The organism is Pseudomonas sp. SR18 (genome assembly GCF_023701505.1).
Taxonomy (GTDB): Bacteria; Pseudomonadota; Gammaproteobacteria; order Pseudomonadales; family Pseudomonadaceae; genus Aquipseudomonas; species Aquipseudomonas cyclaminis.
In genome coordinates, this window is record NZ_JAMQAU010000007.1 from 218467 (window position 1) to 240510 (window position 22044).

Genomic DNA, 22044 nt, shown 5'->3' on the forward strand with positions numbered 1-22044 from the left:
ATGAGTCATCAACAAGTATTGAGAGTGGAAAACCTCTCCATCGAACTGCCCGCCGGCGCCGATCGTAGCCACGCCGTCAAGGGCATCAGCCTGGATGTACGCAAAGGCGAAATTCTGTGTGTGATCGGCGAGTCGGGCTCCGGCAAATCGGTACTCTCGGCCGCGATCATGGGCGATTACGCCAAAGGCCTGCGCCACAGTGAAGGCGTGATCGATTTCCTCGGCGACGATATCTGCCGCATGGACGAAAACGCTCTGCGCACGCTGCGCGGCAACCGCATTGCGATGATTTTCCAGGAGCCCATGGCAGCGCTGAATCCGGCGATTCGCATTGGTCAGCAGGTCGAAGAAATCTTCGACATTCATGCGCCGCAGATGCCCGCCACGGAGCGCCGCGAACGTATGCTCGCCCTGCTCGACTCGACTCAATTGCCCGATCCGCCACGGATTGCCAACAGTTTCGCGCATCAACTCTCGGGCGGCCAATGCCAACGGGTGGTGATAGCCATGGCGCTGGCGATGAACCCTGATTTGCTGATTGCCGACGAACCGACGACTGCGCTGGATGTGACCACACAGGCCCAAGTGCTGAAACTGGTCCGCGACCTGCGCGGTCGAGGTCAGCACGGCATCCTGTTCATCACCCACGACTTCGGCGTGGTGGCAGAAATCGCTGACCGCATCGCGGTGATGGAGGCCGGTGTGCTGGTGGAAATCGGTGAACGCGATCAAGTACTCAACTCTCCAAGACACCCGTACACCCGCAAGTTGATTGCCGCTGTTCCGGCCCTGCACCCAGAGTTGCACGCGCCGTGCGCCGATGGAGAGTTGGCGTTGCGCATTGAGCACTTGACCAAGACCTACAACGTCGGCGGCCGCTTGGTCCCGGCGCTCAAGGATGTCTCGCTGCAACTGCCACGGGGCAAGACACTGGCGATTGTGGGTGAGTCCGGCTCGGGCAAAAGCACCTTGGTCAAAGCCGCAATTCGGCTGGTGGAAAGCGACAGCGGCCATGTCTGGGTGGGTGACACGGATTTCCTGGCATTGCGCGGTTCCGCGCTGGCGGCCAATCGGCGGCGGATTCAGATGATTTTCCAGGACCCGTACGGCTCGCTCAATCCACGGCACCGGGTCGGCGATATCATCGCCCGCGCGGCGCAATTGCGCGGGTTGTCGGCCAAGGATGCGTGGACCGAGGCCGGTGATTTGCTGGAACAGGTCGGGCTCAAGCGTGACGCCCTCAAGCGCAAGCCCCGGCAGTTCTCCGGTGGCCAGCGTCAGCGCATCGGCATAGCCCGGGCCCTCGCGATGCGCCCGGAAGTGCTGATTGCGGATGAAAGCGTATCGGCGCTGGATGTTTCGGTGCAAAAACAGGTACTGGAGCTGCTCGCCGAGCTGCAACAGCGCCTCAACCTAAGCATCTTGTTCATCACCCACGACCTGCGCGTGGCGGCGCAAATCAGTGACTACATCGCGGTGATGCGCCAGGGCGAAGTGGTGGAGTACGGCACGGCGGAACAGGTGCTGCTGCGGCCGCAAAACGCCTACACCCAGACCTTGCTGGCTGCAGCTCCCGGCGCTTCGGCGATTCCGGTGGTGCCTGTTGCCGAACCCGCGCTGAGGCTGATCCGACCGCAAACCAACTGAGTTAACAAGCCTTTTTCCCAGGGTGCAGCGTTCGCTGCGCCATGGGCTGCTGTTGCCAACGATAACTAAAAAACCAGGAGTACACTATGCGCACGACTACCCAGATTGCGGTCCGTTCCATCGCTCTCATTCCGCTGCTCGGCGCCTTTGCGGCCCCGGCCATGGCAGTGCAGGTTACCGACAACCTTGACCTCGGCGGTGCCATTCGGGCGCGCTGGGACTATGACCCGGACCGCGACATTCAGAAGTTCGGCCTGGACACGGTGTTCCTCAGCGCCAAGTACAACTCCGACACCTGGATCGGCGAGGCCCAGTACCGCTTCTACGGCCGTTCCTATCCTTACCAGTACACCAAGAACTACGGCGATATCCAGTTCGCCAAGTTCGCCTGGGTCGGTTACAAGTTCAATCCTGACCAACAAGTGCAGGTAGGCCTGAATACCGTGCCGTTCGGGTTGCAGCCGTACTTCGGCAGCACCTTTTACGAAACCCTGGGCAACGTCATCGGCTTGGAAGATGTGCAACAAGTCGGCGCCAAGTACATCCAGCAAAGTGGCGACTGGAACATCCAGGCCGGCTACTACCTGCGCCCGGCGTGGCAAGGTAAAGGCACCAGCAAAGGGGTAACGTATTCCAGCGTGGTGTCCGGGGCCGACAGCTACGTGGGCGACGGGAGCGACAACCAGGAACGCAATACCGTGGTGCTGCGCGTGGCCAAAGCCCTGGACCTCGGCGCGTGGAAATCCGAAATCGGCCTCTCCGGCCTGACCTCGACCCTGGAAAACAAGGACACTGATAACGATGGCCGTCGCAACGCCGTAGCCGTGCACTACCTTGGCAAGAACGGCCCATGGGGCGTGCAACTGCAAGCGGCGCGGCAACAGATGTCGCCGCGTAACCGTGGCAGTGATGAAGTCGTCACACTTGGCGGGTACGACGGCACCTACAACGTCGCCAGTCGCGGCAACTTGTACGTCGCCGACCTTAGCTATGACGTCGCCGGCAAATACCTGTTCGACCAGATCAGCGGTGTGAAGCTGTACGCCAACTACAGCGCCTTCGATAAATCCGCCGACGCGTTCAAGACCTCGCAACGGCTGATCCTCGGGACCTCGTTTTCCTTCAGCAAATTGTGGATCGCGACGGAATGGTTGTACGGCAAAAATGACCCGTACATTGGTGGCAGCAGTTACACCCAAAGCCTGGCGTCTGGTGGGAATAATCAGTGGGAAAACCAGCTATACATGAACATTGGGTATTATTTCTGATCCGGACTGTTTGACGTTTCTCAAGGCCTCTTCGCGAGCAAGCCCGCGCCCACAGGTTATGAGCTGAACCTGTGGGCGCGGGCTTGCTCGCGAAGACTTTTACCCAAACACCACTTGCATCGGCCTCTCAGAAAGGAGTCAGATACGCCGTACAGAATATTCACCAAAAACAATAAACCTGCCCGCGCACTACTGCGTCGAAGTCGGGTATGGAGTCACTCTTTCATGCGTCAACTGCCCTCGCTCAACATGCTGCGAATTTTTGAAGAAGTCGCGCGGCATCGCAGTTTCAGTCAGGCGGCTTTGGGTCTTAACGTCACCCAAGGCGCGGTCAGCCGTCAAATCAAGCAGCTTGAAGATTATCTCGGCGTGGCGCTGTTTATCCGCACACCCCAAGGTCTGTCGCTGACCCAAACCGGCCTTGCCCTCTCCCCCCAATTGAGCGATGCCTTCGACCACCTCGAACGTGCCCTGCAAGCGGTGCGTGTGCCGAACCTGCGCCAACGCCTACGCATCGTCGCGCCACCCACCTGGGCCACGCGCTGGTTATCAGCGCATTTGCGCGCGTTCTGCCAGCGCTACCCGGACATCGGCCTCAGCGTGACCCACCAGAACGGCAACGACAGCCTCGCGGAAATCGATTGCCACATCCGCTTCGGCCTCGACGCGGCCAACCATTGCAGCAGTCAGTTGCTGGTAATGGAGCGGCACATGGCAGTGGCCAGCCCCGAGTTGTTCGTCAATGGCCAGCCGCCGGATCTGCGGCAGTTTCCGCTATTGCACATACTGCATGACGGCAAACGCTTGAAGGTGTGGGAGAACTGGTTGGCCGCGATGGGCCGCGAGGATGTCGATGCCGCGCAAGGGCTGGAATTCAGCACGCTGGACCAGGTGATCCACACAGCACTGGCCGGTGGTGGGCTGGCGGTGATTGACCGACAGATGATTGAAAAGGAACTGGCGAATGGCAGCCTGTTGCCGATCACTGCGGTTGAAGTGCTTGGGCCTTATGGGTATTGGCTGGATGTGGCGAATGATAAGCAGGGATTGTCGAAGGTGCGGTTGTTTACGCAGTGGCTGGGGTTGGTCAGTAATCCTTGAAACACGGATACCCCCTGTGGGAGCGAGCAAGCCCGCTCCCACATTGGAAATGTGCCCATTCTTTAGATCGGTGCTGCGACTTTGACGGTCACCGGCGCACCGCTCTCCACCGGACTCTGCGCCTTGCACGCCTGGCTCAGCGTCAGGGATTTGGTCTCCGGTGCCCAGGCCCAGGAAATGATCGCGCCCAGTGCGAGAATCGACGCCAGGATGCCCATGGTCGGGCTCAACCCGATCCCGGCCACGCTCACCGGCAACAGAAAGGTGCTGACCGCAGAACCCAAGCGACTCACAGCCGTTGCCAGGCCAATCCCGCTGGCACGCACTTCGGTCGGAAAGCTCTCGGCCGGGAACACGCCCACCAGGTTGCTCACCGCTGACAACACCAGCGTGAACACACCGAACACCAGCACCATCAGGAATGGCGCGCTGCCCGGCAGAGCTGCCAGCATGAACAAGGCCACCGCCAGGATGATGAATGAGTTGATCAGAAAGCCTCGGCGCGAGAATTTCACCGTGCACCAGATGCCGATCAATGCGCCGAGGATCAGCAGCATGTTCAACATCAATTCAGTGCCAAAGCCCTCCGCCAAGCCCAGCTTCTGCAGAATCGACGGCAGAAACGTGTAGATCGCAAAATACGGCATCACGATGCAGACGAAGAACAGGCAGTTAAACGCGGTGCGCTTGCGGTATTCGCGACTGAATAGCACCCAGGTGTTTTTTGACAATCGCCCGTGCTTCGGCGATCCGCCCTTGATTGACCAACCAGCGCGGTGATTCCGGGGTGCCGATCCGCGCGATCAGGATCAACGCTGCCGGGATCGCCGACGAGGCCAGCATCCAGCGGGGCTAGAGGCCCCCCATCAACAGGTATTTGATTTCCAGGTAGTCTTCCAGACCGTACCTGGAGCCTTCGCGCCCCAGGCCCGATTCCTTGATGCCGCCAAACGGCGCGACTTCCGTGGAGATGATGCCTTCGTTGATCCCGACCATGCCGGCTTCCAGGCCTTCGGCCATGCGCCAGACGCGGCCGATGTCGCGGCTGTAGAAGTACGCCGACAATCCGTAGGGCGTGTCATTCGCCTGTTGCAATACGTCGGCTTCGTCCTTGAAGCGGAAGCACGCAGCTACGGGGCCGAACGTTTCGTCCTGGGCGATCAGCATGTCGCTGGTGGCATCGGTGAGAATGGTCGGCTGGTAGAACGTGCCGCCAAGCGCATGCCTACGACCGCCGCACAACAGCGTGGCGCCCTTCTCCAAGGCGTCACTCACGTGCAACTCAACCTTGGCCAACGCCGCTGCGTTGATCAACGGACCTTGCTCGGTTTCACCGTCCAGAGCACTGCCGACGCGCATCGCAGCGACCGCTTCGGCGAGTTTGCCGGTGAACGCTTCGTAAACGCCGTCCTGGATGAAGAAACGATTCACGCAGACGCAGGTCTGCCCGGTATTGCGGAATTTCGAGGCCATCGCGCCTTTGACCGCGGCGTCCAGATCAGCATCGTCAAACACAATGAACGGCGCGTTGCCGCCCAACTCCAGCGAGACTTTTTTCAGCGTATCTGCCGCTTGGCGCATCAGCAGTTTACCGGTGCGGGTCGAGCCGGTGAACGAGAGTTTGCGCACGATGCCGCTCGCTTGCAGCGCCCCGCCAATCGCTGCGGCGTCACCTGAGATGACGTTGAACACGCCGGCAGGAATGCCCGCCTGCTCGGCCAGCACCGCCAAGGCGAAGGCTGACAAAGGTGTCTCTTCCGATGGTTTGAGAATCATTGTGCAACCCGCCGCCAGCGCCGGACCGACCTTGCGCGTGACCATTGCCAGCGGGAAGTTCCAAGGGGTGATCGCCGCAACCACGCCGATGGCCTCCTTGACCACAATGATTCGCGCATCAGCCTTATGGCTCGGGATTACGTCGCCGTAAGCGCGCTTGGCTTCTTCGGCGAACCATTCCAGAAAGCTTGCGGCATAGACCACTTCACCCATAGCTTCGGCGAGCGGTTTGCCCTGTTCGCGACTGAGCAAAGTGGCCAGATCTTTCTGGTTGCTCAGCATCAGCTCGCCCCAGCGCTTGAGGCGCTGACTGCGCTCTTTGGCAGTCAATTTTCGCCAGGCTGGCAAAGCGCGGTTCGCCGCGGCGATGGCGAGGTTGGTTTCTTCGGCGCCGGCCTTTTGCACGTCGGCGATCACTTCGCCATTGGCCGGGTTCAATACAGGATAGGTCGCACCGCCGCTCGACCATTGGCCGTCGATGAAATTGCCGTTACGGATCAGCGTGCTCATGCCACAGCCTCGGTCAGAGTAAAGCGTTCCAGGCCCGGACGAGCCGAGCGCAGGATGCGTTTGCCGGCGGTGTAATCGTTGATCACGTCGCACGGGGTGTAGTTACGTTCCAGTTCCTGCAGTTCTTCAGCATCAAGCTTGGTCTCCAGTGCCGCCAGGGCACTGTCGAACTGCGCAGTGGTGTCGGCGCCGACCAGCATGCAATCGACGCCCGGATGATTGGCGACCCAGGCTTGAGCGATCTGCGCGTTCGACACACCACGGGCGCGGGCGACGCGCTGTACCGAATGAGCGATCTCGAACGAAGCCTCGTCGCTGTACATCTGCTGAGTGAAGAAGTCGGTCTGGTTGCGGGTCGATTGCACGTCGCCGGTAAGCAAGCCGCGAGCCAGCGGGCTGAACACCGAGACACCCAGGCCCTGATCACGACAGAACGGAATCATCTCGCGCTCTTCTTCGCGGTAGGCGCAGTTCAGTTGCAACTGCATGTTGATCGGCTTGACCCAGCCATTGCGTTCGCAAGCCATGAGGATCTTCGCCAACTGCCCGGTGAGCATGGTCGACACACCGATGTAGCGAGCCTTGCCGGAGCGCACAATGTCGTTCATCGCACTCATGGTTTCTTCAACCGGGGTATTCAGGTCGAAGTAATGCAGCATGAACACGTCGACGTAATCCATGTTCAAACGCTTCAGCGAGGCGTCGATGCTGTCCATGATGTGTTTGCGCGAATGACCGCTGGCGTTGATGCCGTTGCGGGTGCCGTAGCCGACCTTGGTGGTGATGACCAAATCTTCACGACGGGCCAGACGCTTAACGATGCGCCCGACCACTTCTTCACCGACACCTGCGGAATAGAAGTCTGCCAGGTCAATGAAATTCACCCCGTTATCGAGGGCATGGGCGACGATCGGCTCGCTTTGCTTTTCATCGAAGATCCACGGTTTCCAGTCCGGGGTGCCCATGTTCATAGTGCCCAGGCACAAGCGGGAGACTTGCAGGCCGGAGTTGCCCAAACGGATGTATTGCATGGCTCAGACCTCAGGCTTTCGGGGTGTAGAAAGGGTTGCTGATGTGAGTGACCACATCCGCCAGTTGCGCGGTTTCCGGTTTGCCGGTCAGGGCGGCGCGGATCGCGGTGCGGCAGGCGTTGTAGTTATTCAAGTACACCGCATCCAGATCATCGCAAGCCGGGTTGACCCAGTTGGCGGTGACAATCGCCCACTCGTCTTCGGCTTCCGGCGGCAAGGTGCCGTCCAGCAGCGCTTCCAGCACAGCCTTGGCAATCCCGGCCTGGGACGCGCCCCAGGTGGCGTTGCCGTGCAAGTCGCTGCTGATCGCAGCCTTGTTGACGTAGAGCGTCATCGGCTTGACCGGAATGTTCGGTTGGGCGATCACCATAAAGGGGCAATGCCCTTGGCTCGGCGACGCCAAGCTGTTGGCAAACGCCTGCCCCGCCGGCCCGTTCCGCGGGCCGATCAGGATGTTGATGTGTGCGGCATTCACACCAGGACCTTCGAAACCTTCACCGATATACAGGTCGAGTTCTTTCATGAGTCGTTACTCTTTTTGGATTTATTTTGGGTGATCAGAAGCGCACGCGGATCTTGAAGATCGCCTGGCAAACATCAGGGTATGAAGAGCGCAACACGAGGCTGGCGGAGGCGCGGCAGAGGGGCTTAGTCATGATTGCAAACGCTCTTTTGGTTATTGGTGAGCTGTGTTTGCGATTTTTTAACATCGGGGGCCGGAGGGGCCGTAACCATTAAAAGTCATGGGGGTATGAGTTCTCCTCATACCCAAAAAAACCGGCACGGTGCCGGAATACAATTATTCTCCGACCAGCCCTGCAGGGTAGAGCGCGATTTCGCATTATCCTGCGCTTCAAGGGGCAAAATTGGGGGCAAATCTCAATTCGGCCGACCTTGAATCACTGCGTTAGAGCCCAGTCAAAATATTTTTTGGGGATGGCTCACAAAAACACGAAGAAATGCCATTGTATTTTCGGCCATGAAACCGCGCGAGCCCATGCACGCCGAACCGTGTATGCGCAGGCTTCTATGCCCGATAGTCTGTCGCTTTAAAGAAACCTTGAACGTAATGCGTGGCTACCGCTCACAAGTTTATGGGCGCTATTGCTCATTAGACATGAAGAGGAAATCGATATGCCAAACGCACTAAGAACTTGCGCACTTACCTTGCTCGTCAGCCTGGCGGCCCAAGGGGCTTTCGCAGCACAAGACGACGATTTTGTTGAGGACGCTTCCGCCAAGGGAGTAGCCGAAGTCGAAGCTGGCAAGCTCGCCCAGGAAAAAGGCAGTGCCGCCGATGTTAAGGCCTTTGCAGACATGATGATCAAGGATCACACCGCGGCGAACGCGAAGCTTAAAACAATTGCGGACGCCAAAAATCTAAAGGTTTCCGACAGTGCGGAGCTCATGGACAAGGCCAAAGCGATGATTCTGGAACTTCGCGGCGCAAAATCCTTCGATCAAGCTTATGCCAATAATCAGGTTAAGGCGCATGAGGCCACGATTGAAATCTTTGAAAAGGAGATTTCTGAAGGCAAGGACGCTGAAGTCAAAGCGTTTGCCACCGAAACATTGCCCAAATTGAAATCGCATCTGGAGCATGCCAAAACGCTGTCAGAGGCTCACGCCGGTGACGCGAAGTGACAACCACAGGAGCCTTTAGCGAGGCTCCTGCCGTCCCTCACTGCGACGCGGGTGGCTCAAGTAGAATCTTTCCCCCAAAAAATCAGCGTGCAAAGCGAAAAGGAGCTTCGATGCAACGGGTGATGATTGTTGGTCAACCTGGCTCAGGCAAAAGCACGTTGGCGCGTAAGCTTGGTCTGCGCACGGGCTTGCCGGTCGTTCATATAACTGCGCCTTCAACGTGCCGCGTGGTTTGTCTGAGGTCTAATCGGGATACCGAGATTTTTCTCCGCGCGCAAAAGCCACTCGACTGAGTGGCTTTTGGTTTCTTGGGACGGGACACGCACAGGCGTGATAACGGGCAGGCTTTACCGGCGCAACACCCTCAATCCAGCACGATATCCCGCATCGGCGGGATATAACCGTAGTCATATGCCTCCCGTACAAACGAGCGATCGCCCTGCAGCAGGATCCTGACCGTGGGTGCTTCAGTGCCGCCGATGCGGAAATCGCCGTCGCGGGTGGGTACGCTGTCGATGAACGAAGTCACCAAACCATTTGGCATCACACAATGTGAATAGGTCTGGAAGGGCTGCTCGGGTGGGTTTCCCAATACCAGGCCAGAGGCATTCATCGGCCGGTAAGGGCCGAACAGGTGTTCGCTGACAAACCCGTAAACGCCATCGGGGCCGGTCACACCGTCGGCATAGGTGAACTTATGGCTGATGGTGAACAGGTAGTACTTGTTGTCCTGGAAGACGTAATGCGGGCGCTCGGTCTGATCATTAACGCCAACGGCCGTCACCAACGGCGGTAATATTTCCCATTCATCGCCTCTCAAGTCTTTGGCCACGGCAAGGCCAATACACCCCACCTGATAGCGAGCGCCACCCACCTCTTCGTGGCCTGGCGGGACCAGGCCGATCTCGTCGGGGCCGACTATATGGGTGCCGCGTTCACCCGCGACATTGCCTTCAAACACCATATATAACTTGCCATCTTTCGGATCAATAAAAGGACTTGGATCGCGAAAGTTCCACGTCGCGTTTTGCGACTCGGTCTGATAATAAACCCCGTCCGCCTCAAATAATGCGTGCACCTTATTGAAGTTGACGAGTTCAACGCCCTCCTCGGTTGTCACTATCTGGCCTTTGACCTTGGAAATAGTCGCGCCGGGTGTAACGCAGGTGTAATACAAGTCGATGTCACCGTTATTGTTGACCAGGATCGGCGTTCCTGCCCATTCCCGCGTGGTGGGCGACACGCCTGGGGCCATGACACGACCGCCGAAAATCCAGTCCTTGCCGGTGCGTGAGTACCAAAAGCAGATACGCGCATGGCCGTGTCGATCCTCCCAGTCGCGCTTGATGTCATAACGCCCGTTGGCATCAATAAACTGCGGATCATGGGGGCGCCGGTCGGCGGTCAACGTGAAAATTACCGACCAGCCATTAACGGAAACCACCGCCCCGTCGAGGTCGCGCAGGGGCATGGTGTCCCAGATGAATACCGTGTCACTCATCACGGGAAAATCAGCCGGCACTAACGGTTGCGTGGTAGTGGGGTCACTTTCATTGACTTTCAGCGCATCAGCCCGAGTCCAGCGAGTAGGTGTGTGATTCGCATGTTTCATGTTGATGTCCTTTTACTAACGCTTATATGACAAGCCGATTTTAAAGTGCACAGCACACTTCGATCTCGACCAGCTCCATAGTGCGAAACAAGGTTTAACATGGAACTCTAAATGCACAGGATGAAAAATTATTTAAGTAGTTATATGCCACTACTCAACATATAACGTTCGCCAACCAAGTTCATGGCACGTTGCAATCATTGATTAAATGAGAGCATTTGAGCTTTTAATAAGCGCGCTCGACACAGCCAATCCGGCACAAAGGCAACCACAGCACATCCCGCCCGATTTAGTTACAATCCCATAGGTTTTTTCCACGGTACTGCAGCATGGACATCTCATTATTTCGCGGGCGCTTCACGCGCTTGAACAAGCGCCTGCGCCAAGAGGCGCAGAATCATCCCGAGACCTGGTCGCAGATGCTGGTGCTGAGCGCCATCGACCAAATGGACGGCATGGCAACGCCTTCAAAAATCGCCGAAGCGGAAAACATCCGCTCATCCAACCTTGCCTCGCTGTTGAAGGACTTGGAAGCACGAGACCTGATTACCCGCACGCCAGATACGCAAGACCGCAGACGCACCTGGATCGGGCTGTCGGAACAAGGCCAGAGCGTCCTGCAAGCAAGCCGTCAGCGCCGTGATGAGTGGCTGGCGGAGGCGGCAGACGCCTGCCTCACCGCCAGTGAACGCAAGCAACTGGAAGCGGCCGGGCTGCTGATGGACAAGCTCAGCCACTATGGCCGCGACGAGGAACGCTGAACCCATTATCAGAGACAACGCCCGCCATTGCGTGCGTGCGTTCGAACTGCAAAGGCGTCGCGGTGATGTGCCCCGCAAGATTTTCCGCCGTTTCGGTCCCTGGCTCATCTGCGCCCTGATGCCGCTCCAACTGAAGCCAATGGTATTCCAGGCCGCGCGGGTCATTTTCCGAGCGTACGGAGACCCTCTCCAAGCGCCCACTGCCTTGGCGCGTTATCTTCAGAGGCAGCACGGCACCGGGGGCACAACTCGGAAAATTGACGTTCAGGCACACGTCATGCGGCCAATCCATTGCCATGAGTTGCTCAATAACCCGTGCCCCGTGGTCAAGTGCGTTTCCCCAAGGCACTGCGGTACGGTCGGTAAACGCCTGGCTCAACGCAATGGATGGGATACCGAACAGCAACCCTGTCATCGCGGCGCCGACGGTGCCCGAAAACACCGTTTCCGTTCCCAGATTCGCCCCGCGATTCACGCCGGATAAAGTCAGGTCCGGCTTGTCGTGACTCAGCAGATGCCCGAGCGCCACTGCGATGCAATCGCCTGGCGTACCCGTGACCGCAAACCGGCGTGTGCCTTGGTAGCTCATGCGCAGGGGGGCATGCAGGCTCAAGGAATGGGAGGTGCCGCTCTGGTCAAGCAGCGGTGCGACGACCCAGACCTCACTCGCCAATTGGCAAGCGATGCGCTCCAGTACCTTGAGCCCTGGGGCATCGATGCCATCGTCATTGGTAAGCAGAATTCGTTTGAACCGATGTTGTCCGTTCGCCATGGCCGTGCCCCGTCAATACTGCGCCAGGCGCTCGAATTAACGCCGTCGGGGCAATTATTACCTATATATTAATAGCTATCTAGCCATAGATATTAACGCGGCCGCTATGACGGAAATTCCGCCCTGATCAGAGTGCCGCCCTGGCTACGATTGCTGGCGGTAATGGCGCCGCCATGGGCCTGGCAAATCGCCCGGGCGATGGACAGGCCTAACCCGCTGCCGCCCGAGTAACGCGCCCTGGAACGCTCTGCACGCCAGAAGCGGTCAAAGACACTGTCCAGGTGTTGCGCCTCGATACCAGGGCCAAGGTCTCCGATCTCAATCACCACCCGCCCTTCGACCTGCCGCGCCATGATGCTCAATTCACCGCCCCCTGCCGCATAGCGCAGCAGGTTATCGATCAGGATATTCAGCACCTGGCCCAGGCGATCGCGATCGGCATTGATACGAAAACCGTCGGTGATAGTGATGTACGTCTGCACACCGACGTCATCCAATTGCGGCTGGAACCAGGCCAGCCGTTCGCTCACCAGGGCCGCCAGGGAAAAGTCGCTGCGCTCCAGCACCAGTCGACCCGCCCTGGCCATCGACAAGAGGTGCAAGTCATCCACCAGTTTCCTGAGCTGATCGAGCTGACGCTTGACCATGCCCAACTGTACGGCATCGCTGGGGAACACCTCATCGAGCATGCCCTGCACGCGTCCCATGGCGGCATTCAGTGGCGTGCGCAATTCGTGGGCGATGACCGCGCTGGACTCGCGCACATCCCGCTCGTAACGCTCCAGTTGCGTGGTCATGCTGTTGAAGTCGCCGATCAGGCGTTGCAGCTCGTCGGGGGTGTGCCGGTGAATGGGCAGGCGCGTGAAGAAATCTCCGCCGGCAACTCGGCGTGCCCCTTGGGCTATTGCCGAGAACTGGCTGGACAAGGGGCGTGAAAACCACAAGCCACAGATGATGATGATCGGGATGGCAGCCAGCACCAGGCAGGCCAGGATCAGCCAGTCGCGATTGGCGATATCCGGTTGGAAGAATTCCACCGGGTAGTATTCGGCAACCAGTTGGCGCAAGCGTGTTTCATTGAGTTGCGGCTCGGCGCGCAGGTGCAGCAACTCCTCACGCGCTTGCGGCGGCAGGCGCTGCAAGAAATACCAGTCCGACAGTTTGAAGTTGACCCACATGCACAGGGCAATCACCACAACGGCGCCGATCGCCAACAGGCTCATGCGCATACCGACCCAGCGCCACAGCGGTTTGTCGTTGACCCGAGATTTCTTGAACATGCGGCTTACCTGAACCGATAGCCGATGGAGCGTACGGTCACCAATACCCCGGCGATGCCATGGGTTTCCAGTTTGCGTCGCAGGTTGTGTACGTGGGCATCAACGACCCGTGCCAGGGCTTCGCTTTCCGGCAGGCAGATTTCCAGCAGCTCATCACGGGTGAACGCCTTGGATGGTGTCTTGAGCAACGTCACCAGCAGCTTGAACTCCGTCGGCGTCAGGTCGAGCACCTGCGGCGGCGCATCGCGGTGCTCAAGGCTGGCCGTGAAGGCGGTGAGATCAACACGCAGGTTTTCATGGCGCAGCAGCTGTTCGACCGGTTGGCTGCCCAGGGTACGTCGCAACACCGCATGCACCCGCGCCACCACCTCACGCGGGCTGTAGGGCTTGACCACATAGTCATCCGCGCCATAGCGCAAGGCGCCGAGTTTTTCCGGCTCATCGCCCATGGCCGTGACCATGATCACCGGCGTGTCACTGCTGCGGCGCACGGCGGACAACACTTCAGTGCCGCTCAAGCGGGGCAGCATCACGTCCAGCAGGATCAGGTCGGGCTGCCAGCTTTTGTGCAGGTCCAGGCCACGCTGGCCGTCTTCGGCCAAGGCCACCTCAAAGCCGTCCCGGCGCAGATAGGCTTCGAGAATATTGGCGCTGTCGGCGTCGTCTTCGACAATGAGGATACGTTTTCCTGACACAAAGAAGCCTCTTGATGAAACCTTGATAATTCACGAACGGTTTATTGAAAGTCCGCTGCCAGTATTGGCCTACGCCCGACTTTCGCGAACCGATCCTATGCCGACCACTGCACCGCTGTCCAAGCCTATCAAGCTGCCTGAACGCCTCGGCGCGGTTTTGCTGCTGGTGGGCATGTTGAACGGCTGCTCATTGGCGCCGATGTACCAGACGCCCGCGTTGCCAGTGCCGGACACTCTGCAAGGCACACGGTTAACGGACGTGCCCTCCTCCACGATCAACAGCGTGGAAGCGCTGTCCGAAGAGGAAAAACACCTGTTGGCCGGCCTGGACTCATCGGCGCAGTTGCCGGCTCTGGTTGAACAAGCCTTGGACTACAACCGTGACCTGCGCCTGGCGTTGCTGCGAGTCGAGCAAGCCCGCGCCGAGTACGGCATTTCTCGCGCCGATCGCTTACCCACCGTGGCCCTGGGGCTGCAACGCAACCGCCAGCACTTGCACGACAAGGCCGCCGACGAACGTTACGGGCAGGACATCGCGGTCGCGTCCGTGGGAGTATCGGACTTCGAGCTGGATTTTTTCGGCCGGGTGCGCAGCCTGTCCGAAGCGGCGCAACATAACTACCTCGCCACGCGCTACGGAGCTTTGGCGGCGCGCAAGGCGCTGATCGTCGAAGTGGCGCGTCTGTATTTGCAGGAGCGCTTGCAGGCGGGCGTGCAGGCCGACACGCGGTCAATTCTCGACGACCAGAAACGACTGCTGAGCGTACTCGACGGTCAGCAAAAGGAAGGCCTGGTAGCCCAGGACACGGTCGACACCCAGCGCATGGAGGTGCGTCGCGCCACTCTGCTATTGCAGGATGCAAGCGCCGACTACTCGCGTGCACAACAGGCGCTGGCGTGGGTCACCGGCTATCAGGCTGCCCTTTCTACAGCGGCGGCAGACAGCGCCGTCATCGTCCTCAGTCCCCCGCCATGGCTGGTCGAGATGCCGTCACAGCGCCTGCTGCAGCGCTTCGATGTGCGCCAATGCGAGGAAGCCCTGCGCGCGGCGAATGCCAACATCGGTGCCGCCCGTGCAGCGTTTTTCCCCTCGATCACCTTGAGCACCGGTGTCGGCATCGCCAGCCCGCGCTTGAGCAACTTGTTTTCGGCCGGCAGCGGCGCCTGGCTGTTCACCCCGCAACTGAACCTGCCGTTGTTCGACGGCGGCCGCAACCAGGCCAACTTGGACCTGGCCACCGCTCGCCAACAGTCGGCAGTCGCCCAATACGAAAAAACCGTGCAGGACGCCTTCCGCGAAATCGCCGACCTGTTGACTCAGCGCCAGCAAGCATTGGCCAACGCCACCACACAAATTGATCTGGCGGCGTTGACCGCCTTGAAGGCCAAGCGTCTTGATCAACAAATCGCCGTGGGTGCGGCTGCCCGTTCAGAGCACACCGGCGCTTCAATTCGCCTGGCTGAAGCCGCCATCGAATTACGCAAGGCCACCTACCAGTTGTTGTTCAACCGCCTGGCGCTGTATCGCGCGCTGTCTGGCGCACCGTTATTTTCCTTCGCAGAAAGGGTTCCATCATGAGTTTGATCACGCCTCCTACCCGTGCCGCGCTTTGGGGCGCCGCCGCGCTGATGTCTTGCACGCTGGCGCCTCAGGCACAGGCGGCCGACACCACCACTGCAACCCTGGGCCTCGGCATGGGCGTCACACCGCGCTTCATGGGCGCAGACCGCTACCGGGCGCTCGTACTGCCGATGTTCAGCATCCAGCGCGGTGTGTTGTTTGCCGACAGCACCCGTGGCCTGGGTGTGCAATTTCAATCCGACAGCGGCTTTGCTGCCAGCGCGGCGATCAACTACGACCTGGGCCGCAAGGAAAAGGACAGCACCAGCCGCCCCGGCGGCCGCGAGCTGAACGGCATGGGCGATGTCAACGGCGCCACCGTCGCCGACTTCACCCTCAGCCAGCAACTGCTTGACTGGCTGTCGGTCAGCGGCGAAGCCGAACTGCGCATGGCCGGCGAGCACCGGGGCAACCGCTACCGCTTTGGCCTCGAAGGCATTCTGTTTCATACCGACAGCGACACCCTGGCCCTGGATCTCGATGCGCACGCCGGCGATGGCCGCTACAACCAGACCTACTTCGGCGTCACCCAGGCGCAGAGCCAGCGTTCGCTCTATGGAAAATACAGCGCCGATGCAGGCATCTATGCCTACTCCGCCGCCTTGAACTGGCAGCACAGCCTGGATGCACACTGGTCGACGCTGGTCAGCCTGACGCTGACCCAGTACGCCGACCAGGCCCGCAACAGCCCGCTGGTCCTGCGTGAAAGCGCCGGCCTTGGCCTGTTCGCCATCAACTACACCTTCTGATAACGAGGCCCCAGGCATGCATGGTTTTCCTCAGCTGTTTCGTCCCTGGGCCCGTCTCCTGATCCTCGGCCTCGCCTGCCTGACAACGGCGGCCTGTTCGCGCGAGTCACCCGTGCCGGAGCCCGCCGTAAGGTCCGTAAAAGTCACCGCAGTGCGCGCCGCGCAAGTGGACGCTGCGCCGTTGACCGGCGTCGTGCGCCAACGCCAACGTGCAACGCTGGCCTTCGAGGGCGCAGGTCGTCTGGTCGCCTTGAACGTTGATGTAGGCGATTCGGTTAAACAAGGTCAGGTACTGGCGAGTCTGGACGCGGCCGCAGTCCGGCTGCGCCTGAAACAGGCCCAGGCCACCTTGTTTGCCAGCGTGGCACAGACAAGCGAGCGCAAGCGCAACAAAGTCCGCCAGCAACAGTTGTTTACCCAGGGTAGCGTCGCGACCAGCGCTGTGGAGCAAGCCGAAGCGGCGTGGCAAGCGGCCGTTGCGCAGCAGACCGCCGATGAAGCGGCGCTGGACCTGGTGCGCCGCGATCAGCGCCAAGGGCAACTGATTGCACCTTTCAACGGCCGCGTCGTGGCTCGGCCTGCGCAGCTGTACAGCGAGCTATCGCCCGGCCAGGTCGTAATGGAGCTGGAGGCCTCGGGCGCTTTGCAGGTGCTGGTGCAAATCCCGGTGGAACAGGCCGCCGGCCTCAAGCCTGGGGACCACGCCGTAGCCGCCGACCCGACCGCGCCGGGTTCTAGCCTGCCGCTGGTGTTGGAAGGCCTGTCGATGCGCGCACAGAACGGTTTGTTGCAAAGCGCGCGCTTTCGCCTGACCGCCAACGACCTCGCGCTGCCCAGCGGCGTGAATCTCAATGTGAGGCTCGCGTCCCCTGCTCCGCTCCCGCTGTCCATTCCAACCCAGGCCCTGCGCATCGGGGGTGACGCCAGCCAGGTGCAAGTGTTTGTCTATGACCCCACCGCGGGCAAGGTCGCCCAGCGTGAGATCAAGATCGGCCTGATCGACCAGGGCCGCGTCACTGTCGACAACGGCCTCAAGGATGGCGAGCAAGTGGTCGTCACGGGCGTCGCGTTTCTCAGTGACGGCCAGCCCGTCAACCTGCTTGCGCCCTCCAGCCGCTTGAGCACAACCGAATGATCAACCTGACCCGACACGCCTTGGGCGCAAGCCGCCTGACGCTCTTCACCGCGCTGTTGATCCTGATCGCAGGTGTGGCGACGTTTCTCAGCTTCCCCACCCAGGAAGAGCCCTCGGTGACCATCCGCGATGCGCTGGTGAGCATCCAGTTCCCCGGACTGCCCAGCGAGCGCGCCGAAGAATTGCTGGCGCGGCCCACCGAAGAAAAACTGCGCGAACTGTCGCAAATCAAAAATATCGTGACCACGATTCATCCCGGCAGCGTGGTTATCCAAGTGACGGCCCGTGATGAAACCAAGGACCTCGGCGTGCTGTGGCAGCAGGTGCGCAATAAGGTCGCCGAAGCCGGCGCGGGCTTTCCACCCGGCACCCAAGGGCCGTTTGTCGACGATAATTTCGGGCGCGTCGCCGTGGCCTCCATCGCCGTCACAGCACCCGGCTACAGCATGAGCGAGATGCGCGGGCCGTTGAAGCGCCTGCGCGACCAGTTGGGCGGGTTGCCGGGCATCGGCCAGGTCACCTTGCATGGTTTGCAGGATCAACAGCTTTCAATTGATTTCAACCCGCAACGCCTGGCCGGGCTGGGTTTGTCCCCGCAGCAATTGTTCCAGCAACTGCAGCAACAGAATGTGCTGGCGCCTGGCGGTATCGCCGACATTGGCGGGCAGATCACCACCCTCACCGTGACCGGCGAATTGCTCGGTGTGGAACAGCTGCGCCAGGTGCCGATTCAACTGCCCGGCGCCGACGGCAGTGTGCAATCGGTGCCGTTGAGCGCCCTTGCGCAGATTGCCGTGATGGCTGCCGACCCGCCCCAGACCGCCGCGGTGTACCAGGGCCAGGACGCCGTGGTGCTGGCCGTGTCCATGGCGCCAGGGCAAAACATTCATCAATTCGGCGCAGCCCTGCGCGAACGACTGGCGCAGTTGGAGCAGCAACTCCCGCTGGGCTTTACCGCCCATGTGGTGACGTTCCAGGCCGATGTGGTCGATCAGCAGATGTCCAAGATGAAGCATGTGATGATCGAAACCGTGGTCATCGTCATGGCGGTGGTGATGCTGTTCCTCGGCTGGCGCACCGGCCTGGTGGTCGGCGCCATTGTGCCGCTGACCATCCTCGGCACGTTGATCGCCATGCGCATGCTGGGGGTCGAGCTGCAGACCGTATCGATTGCCGCGATTATCCTCGCGCTAGGCTTGCTGGTGGACAACGGCATTGTCATCGCCGAGGACATCGAGCGCCGGCTGCATGCCGGTGAGGAACGCCGCCAGGCCTGCGAGGATGCGGGGCGTACGCTGGCGATTCCGCTATTGACCTCCTCCCTGGTGATTGTGCTGGCCTTCTCGCCGTTCTTCCTCGGCCAGACCAGCACCAATGAATACCTGCGGTCATTGGCCATTGTTCTTGCCCTGACCCTGCTCGGCTCGTGGCTGTTGAGCATCACCGTCACGCCGCTGCTGTGCCTGTATTTTGCCAAGCCCCCACGTCATAAGGCGTCAGAGGACAGCTACAACAGCCGCTTTTACCAAGGCTATCGGGCCGTCATCTGCCGCGTGCTGCAGCACAAGGTGCTGTTTCTGATGGCCATGTTGGTGTTGCTGGCCGCCGCCATTTTTGAACTGATGCGCGTGCCCTATGACTTTTTACCCCAGTCGGACCGGTTGCAGTTTCAGGTGCCCATCACCCTGGAGCCCGGCAGCGGTTCGCGCAAGACCTTGCAAAGCGTGCGCGAGATCAGCCTGTGGTTAGGCAAGGAACCCCAGGTAGTCGACAGCATCGGCTACGTGGGCGATGGCGGACCGCGCATCGTGCTGGGCCTCAACCCGCCGCAGCCAGCACCGGAAACCGCTTACTTCACCGTCAGCGTCATGGCGGGCACGGATATCGATGCGGTCATTGCCAATATGCGTCGCTATCTGCTCAAACAACACCCCGAGCTGCGCGCCGAGCCCAAACGGTTTTCCCTGGGCACCACAGAAGCCGGGGTCGCGATCTATCGCGTGATTGGCCCGGACGAGAACGTATTACGCCTATTGGCCGGCCAGATCGAGAACGCTTTGCGCAACATGCCGGGCACACTCGATGTGCGCAATGACTGGAGCACGCGCCTGGCGCGCTATACCGTCGAGGTCGACCAGCACAGTGCACGCCGCGCCGGGGTCGACACCCAGGCCATAGCCCAGGCCTTGCAATTGCACTTCGGCGGCATCGAGGTTTCGTCCCTGCAGGACAATCAGACCCGCGTACCGCTGGTGGTACGCGAACCTGCGACGACAAACACCGTATCGCCCGATCTGCGCGGTATCCAGGTCTACCCGGCCGACGGCTCGACGCCCGTGCCGCTGTCGGCCATTGCCCGCATTGTCGCCTCCAGCGAACCGTCCACGCTGATGCGCCGCAATCAGGAACGGGCCATCACCGTAGTGGGCCACAACCCGTCGCTGACGGCGACGTCCATCGTCGAGCAACTGGCGCCGCAGCTCGCGGCATTGCGCTTGCCGCCGGGCTACCGGATTGAACTGGGCGGTGAAATCGAAGACTCGGCAGATGCCAACCAGGCGCTGCTGCAATACCTGCCCCACGCGCTGATCGCCATGCTGTTGTTGTTTGTGTGGCAGTTCAATTCGTTTCGCAAGGTGCTGATTGTGGTTTGCGCAATTCCCTTTGTACTGATCGGCGTTTCAGTCGCGTTGCTGGTCACCGGTTACCCGTTTGGCTTCATGGCCACGTTCGGCCTGCTGTCACTGGCAGGGATCATCGTCAATAACGCGGTGCTGTTGCTGGAGCGCATTGAAGCGGAACTCCACGACGGCCTGCCCGTGTACGAGGCCGTCGTAAATGCCGCCGTCAAACGCCTGCGCCCGATCGTCATGACCAAACTGACCTGCATCCTCGGGCTGATCCCGTTGATGCTGTTTGCCGGGCCACTGTGGAAAGGCATGGCAATCAGCATGATGGGCGGTCTTGCACTGGGAACGTTGGTAACGCTGGGGTTGATCCCGGTCCTGTATGTATTGCTGTTTACGCAGCGTAAAACTCCACACATCACGGTGAACACACCATGACTTTTTTGCTCAAGGCGACGCGCACCTTCAAACGCCTATCCAAAGGGGCCATGCTGCTCAGCGCACTGTCGATCAGTATTGCCAGTCACGCCGCAACCCCACATCCCGACGCATTCGTCCACCCCGGCCTGTTGCAAACCGAACAGGACTTCCTGCGCATCCGCGAAAAACTGGCCAACCATAACCAGCCGTGGCTGGCCGGCTGGCATAAGCTGATCGCCAACCGGCACGCTTCACTGGCCTGGAACCCGAGCCCGGTCGCAGTGGTGTATCGGGGCGCGGATGGCCAACATCCGGAAAACTACGCCCGCTTATTCAACGACGCTGCAGCAGCGTACGCACTGGCCCTGCGCTGGCAGCTTTCGGGTGATCCCGCGTATGCCGACAAAGCCGTAGCGATGTTGAACCAGTGGTCCAGCACCCTTACATCGATTGAAGGCACCTCGGACCGCTTCCTGGCATCCGGCTTGTACGGTTATCAACTGGCCAACGCCGCAGAGTTACTGCGCGGTTATTCAAAGTGGAAGGCGGCGGACTTTCATCAGTTTCAAAGCATGATGCTCACGGTCTTCTACCCGATGAATCATGATTTTCTGGTGCATCACAATAACGCGCCGGTCGACCACTATTGGGCGAATTGGGACCTGGCCAACATGAACGCGATGCTGGCCATCGGCGTGCTGACCGACCGCCGCGACATCTACGATGAAGCGGTCAACTATTTCAAACACGGCGCCGGCAACGGTGCCATTGAACACGTGGTGTGGAAGCTCTACGGCAATGGTCTCGGCCAGGTCCAGGAAAGCGGGCGCGACCAGGCGCACACCCTGCTCGACATCGCCTTGCTCGGCAGCTTCTGCCAAATGGCCTGGAGCCAGGGCGACGACCTGTTCGGTTACCAGAACAACCGGGTGCTGCAAGGCGCCGAGTACGTTGCCAAGTACAACCTGGGCAACGATGTGCCGTTCACGACCTTCATCAACAGCGCGTTCAAGCAGACCGTCATCTCGCCCGATCACCGTGGCGATATTCGCCCGATCTGGGAACTGCTCTACAACCATTACGTCGTGCTCAAAGGCCTCAGCGCGCCGAACGTGAAAGCCTTCGCGCACAAAGTCGAGGTGGAAGGCGGTGGCGGGGATTATGGCCCCAACAGCGGCGGCTACGACCAACTGGGGTATGGAACCTTGCTCTATTCGTTGGGGGAATACGGCCTGTCCAAAAATGAACTGGTGCCGTGAAGGTCCATCCCTGAACTTTCACGGCAGCCGTGCTTCAGAACGGTAGTCGGCCGGTCAGCATGTCCCACCACATTTTCCAGTCGCCCCGAAAGCGGCCCAGGGGATGCCGGAAAGTGGGTGGCCGGTTGAGTTCAAA

At 60.0% G+C, this 22044-nt stretch carries 18 protein-coding genes and 2 pseudogenes; 11 read left to right on the plus strand and 9 right to left on the minus strand.

The features are described from left to right. The 3 genes from NDJ82_RS13255 to NDJ82_RS13265 all read left to right on the plus strand — a co-directional run bounded on the left by NDJ82_RS13255 (position 1) and on the right by NDJ82_RS13265 (position 4016). Positions 1-1647 (plus strand): dipeptide ABC transporter ATP-binding protein, encoded by a 1647-nt coding sequence (locus NDJ82_RS13255; protein ID WP_191958709.1) that lies wholly within the window; start codon positions 1-3, stop codon positions 1645-1647. 86 nt (positions 1648-1733) lie between these two features. Then, positions 1734-2915 (plus strand): hypothetical protein, encoded by a 1182-nt coding sequence (locus NDJ82_RS13260; protein ID WP_158878182.1) that lies wholly within the window; start codon positions 1734-1736, stop codon positions 2913-2915. A gap of 225 nt (positions 2916-3140) precedes the next feature. Beyond that, entirely contained in the window at positions 3141-4016 is an 876-nt protein-coding gene (locus NDJ82_RS13265) for a LysR substrate-binding domain-containing protein (RefSeq protein WP_158878183.1), read from the plus strand. Between the two features lie 62 nt (positions 4017-4078). Here the strand turns inward: NDJ82_RS13265 and NDJ82_RS13270 are convergent. The 4 genes and pseudogenes from NDJ82_RS13270 to fae form a co-directional block, all read right to left on the minus strand. Then, a pseudogene (locus tag NDJ82_RS13270) lies at positions 4079-4865 on the minus strand (MFS transporter); the annotation flags it as partial. Between the two features lie 3 nt (positions 4866-4868). After that, positions 4869-6302 carry an NAD-dependent succinate-semialdehyde dehydrogenase gene (locus tag NDJ82_RS13275; RefSeq protein WP_158878184.1) on the minus strand — a complete coding sequence of 478 codons (1434 nt, stop codon included), beginning with the start codon at positions 6300-6302 and terminating at the stop codon, positions 4869-4871. Beyond that, entirely contained in the window at positions 6299-7333 is a 1035-nt protein-coding gene (locus NDJ82_RS13280) for an aldo/keto reductase (RefSeq protein WP_158878185.1), read from the minus strand. Before NDJ82_RS13280 ends, NDJ82_RS13275 begins: the two co-directional genes overlap by 4 nt. A 10-nt stretch (positions 7334-7343) precedes the next feature. Continuing rightward, entirely contained in the window at positions 7344-7856 is a 513-nt protein-coding gene (fae, locus tag NDJ82_RS13285) for a formaldehyde-activating enzyme (RefSeq protein WP_158878186.1), read from the minus strand. A gap of 611 nt (positions 7857-8467) precedes the next feature. On the opposite strand from fae, the gene NDJ82_RS13290 reads away from it, so the two are divergent. Next, a complete protein-coding gene (locus tag NDJ82_RS13290) occupies positions 8468-8977 on the plus strand; it encodes a DUF4142 domain-containing protein (RefSeq protein ID WP_112195194.1) in 510 nt (169 codons plus the stop codon). 110 nt (positions 8978-9087) lie between these two features. After that, positions 9088-9270, plus strand: coding sequence for an AAA family ATPase (locus NDJ82_RS13295; RefSeq protein ID WP_191958712.1), 183 nt, complete (start codon positions 9088-9090; stop codon positions 9268-9270). Between the two features lie 71 nt (positions 9271-9341). On the opposite strand, the gene NDJ82_RS13300 is transcribed toward NDJ82_RS13295, so the two are convergent. Continuing rightward, positions 9342-10589 carry a glycoside hydrolase family 68 protein gene (locus NDJ82_RS13300; RefSeq protein WP_112195190.1) on the minus strand — a complete coding sequence of 416 codons (1248 nt, stop codon included), beginning with the start codon at positions 10587-10589 and terminating at the stop codon, positions 9342-9344. 329 nt (positions 10590-10918) lie between these two features. On the opposite strand from NDJ82_RS13300, the gene NDJ82_RS13305 reads away from it, so the two are divergent. Continuing rightward, the gene (locus tag NDJ82_RS13305) at positions 10919-11350 is read left to right on the plus strand and encodes a MarR family winged helix-turn-helix transcriptional regulator (RefSeq protein WP_099584277.1); all 432 of its coding nucleotides are present in this window, start codon (positions 10919-10921) and stop codon (positions 11348-11350) included. Here the strand turns inward: NDJ82_RS13305 and surE are convergent. The 3 genes from surE to NDJ82_RS13320 all read right to left on the minus strand — a co-directional run bounded on the left by surE (position 11319) and on the right by NDJ82_RS13320 (position 14097). Further along, complete coding sequence (gene surE / locus NDJ82_RS13310) at positions 11319-12122, minus strand: 5'/3'-nucleotidase SurE (RefSeq protein WP_250925658.1); 804 nt, start codon at positions 12120-12122, stop codon at positions 11319-11321. The two genes, NDJ82_RS13305 and surE, sit on opposite strands and share 32 nt — an antisense overlap. A 104-nt stretch (positions 12123-12226) precedes the next feature. Beyond that, positions 12227-13402: a sensor histidine kinase gene (locus tag NDJ82_RS13315; protein ID WP_250925659.1), complete on the minus strand. Its 1176-nt coding sequence runs from the start codon at positions 13400-13402 to the stop codon at positions 12227-12229. Between the two features lie 5 nt (positions 13403-13407). Beyond that, on the minus strand, positions 13408-14097 hold the full coding sequence (locus tag NDJ82_RS13320) for a response regulator (RefSeq protein WP_099584274.1): 690 nt from the start codon (positions 14095-14097) through the stop codon (positions 13408-13410). Between the two features lie 97 nt (positions 14098-14194). On the opposite strand from NDJ82_RS13320, the gene NDJ82_RS13325 reads away from it, so the two are divergent. From NDJ82_RS13325 to NDJ82_RS13345, 5 genes are read left to right on the plus strand one after another with little or no spacing between them, the layout of a single operon-like run. After that, complete coding sequence (locus NDJ82_RS13325; RefSeq protein ID WP_250925660.1) at positions 14195-15676, plus strand: efflux transporter outer membrane subunit; 1482 nt, start codon at positions 14195-14197, stop codon at positions 15674-15676. After that, a complete protein-coding gene (locus tag NDJ82_RS13330; protein WP_099584272.1) occupies positions 15673-16467 on the plus strand; it encodes a MipA/OmpV family protein in 795 nt (264 codons plus the stop codon). The genes NDJ82_RS13325 and NDJ82_RS13330 overlap by 4 nt, the downstream gene beginning before the upstream one ends. Before the next feature lie 16 nt (positions 16468-16483). Further along, positions 16484-17602, plus strand: a complete 1119-nt coding sequence (locus NDJ82_RS13335; protein ID WP_250925661.1) for an efflux RND transporter periplasmic adaptor subunit — start codon at positions 16484-16486, stop codon at positions 17600-17602. Beyond that, positions 17599-20667, plus strand: coding sequence for an efflux RND transporter permease subunit (locus NDJ82_RS13340; RefSeq protein ID WP_250925662.1), 3069 nt, complete (start codon positions 17599-17601; stop codon positions 20665-20667). Before NDJ82_RS13335 ends, NDJ82_RS13340 begins: the two co-directional genes overlap by 4 nt. Continuing rightward, positions 20664-21908: an alginate lyase family protein gene (locus NDJ82_RS13345; protein ID WP_250925663.1), complete on the plus strand. Its 1245-nt coding sequence runs from the start codon at positions 20664-20666 to the stop codon at positions 21906-21908. Before NDJ82_RS13340 ends, NDJ82_RS13345 begins: the two co-directional genes overlap by 4 nt. 34 nt (positions 21909-21942) lie before the next feature. Here the strand turns inward: NDJ82_RS13345 and NDJ82_RS13350 are convergent. Continuing rightward, positions 21943-22044: pseudogene (locus NDJ82_RS13350) on the minus strand (Mpo1-like protein); the annotation flags it as partial.

Excerpts from the sequence above, each read along its gene's own strand:
- NDJ82_RS13315 (WP_250925659.1), bottom strand. The coding sequence starts at position 13,402 with ATGTTCAAGAAATCTCGGGTCAACGACAAACCGCTGTGGCGCTGGGTC.
- NDJ82_RS13300 (WP_112195190.1), bottom strand. The coding sequence starts at position 10,589 with ATGAAACATGCGAATCACACACCTACTCGCTGGACTCGGGCTGATGCG.
- fae (WP_158878186.1), bottom strand. The coding sequence starts at position 7,856 with ATGAAAGAACTCGACCTGTATATCGGTGAAGGTTTCGAAGGTCCTGGT.
- NDJ82_RS13330 (WP_099584272.1), top strand. The coding sequence starts at position 15,673 with ATGAGTTTGATCACGCCTCCTACCCGTGCCGCGCTTTGGGGCGCCGCC.
- NDJ82_RS13275 (WP_158878184.1), bottom strand. The coding sequence starts at position 6,302 with ATGAGCACGCTGATCCGTAACGGCAATTTCATCGACGGCCAATGGTCG.
- NDJ82_RS13290 (WP_112195194.1), top strand. The coding sequence starts at position 8,468 with ATGCCAAACGCACTAAGAACTTGCGCACTTACCTTGCTCGTCAGCCTG.
- NDJ82_RS13280 (WP_158878185.1), bottom strand. The coding sequence starts at position 7,333 with ATGCAATACATCCGTTTGGGCAACTCCGGCCTGCAAGTCTCCCGCTTG.
- NDJ82_RS13265 (WP_158878183.1), top strand. The coding sequence starts at position 3,141 with ATGCGTCAACTGCCCTCGCTCAACATGCTGCGAATTTTTGAAGAAGTC.
- NDJ82_RS13340 (WP_250925662.1), top strand. The coding sequence starts at position 17,599 with ATGATCAACCTGACCCGACACGCCTTGGGCGCAAGCCGCCTGACGCTC.
- NDJ82_RS13260 (WP_158878182.1), top strand. The coding sequence starts at position 1,734 with ATGCGCACGACTACCCAGATTGCGGTCCGTTCCATCGCTCTCATTCCG.
- NDJ82_RS13305 (WP_099584277.1), top strand. The coding sequence starts at position 10,919 with ATGGACATCTCATTATTTCGCGGGCGCTTCACGCGCTTGAACAAGCGC.
- surE (WP_250925658.1), bottom strand. The coding sequence starts at position 12,122 with ATGGCGAACGGACAACATCGGTTCAAACGAATTCTGCTTACCAATGAC.
- NDJ82_RS13325 (WP_250925660.1), top strand. The coding sequence starts at position 14,195 with ATGCCGACCACTGCACCGCTGTCCAAGCCTATCAAGCTGCCTGAACGC.
- NDJ82_RS13345 (WP_250925663.1), top strand. The coding sequence starts at position 20,664 with ATGACTTTTTTGCTCAAGGCGACGCGCACCTTCAAACGCCTATCCAAA.
- NDJ82_RS13295 (WP_191958712.1), top strand. The coding sequence starts at position 9,088 with ATGCAACGGGTGATGATTGTTGGTCAACCTGGCTCAGGCAAAAGCACG.
- NDJ82_RS13335 (WP_250925661.1), top strand. The coding sequence starts at position 16,484 with ATGCATGGTTTTCCTCAGCTGTTTCGTCCCTGGGCCCGTCTCCTGATC.
- NDJ82_RS13255 (WP_191958709.1), top strand. The coding sequence starts at position 1 with ATGAGTCATCAACAAGTATTGAGAGTGGAAAACCTCTCCATCGAACTG.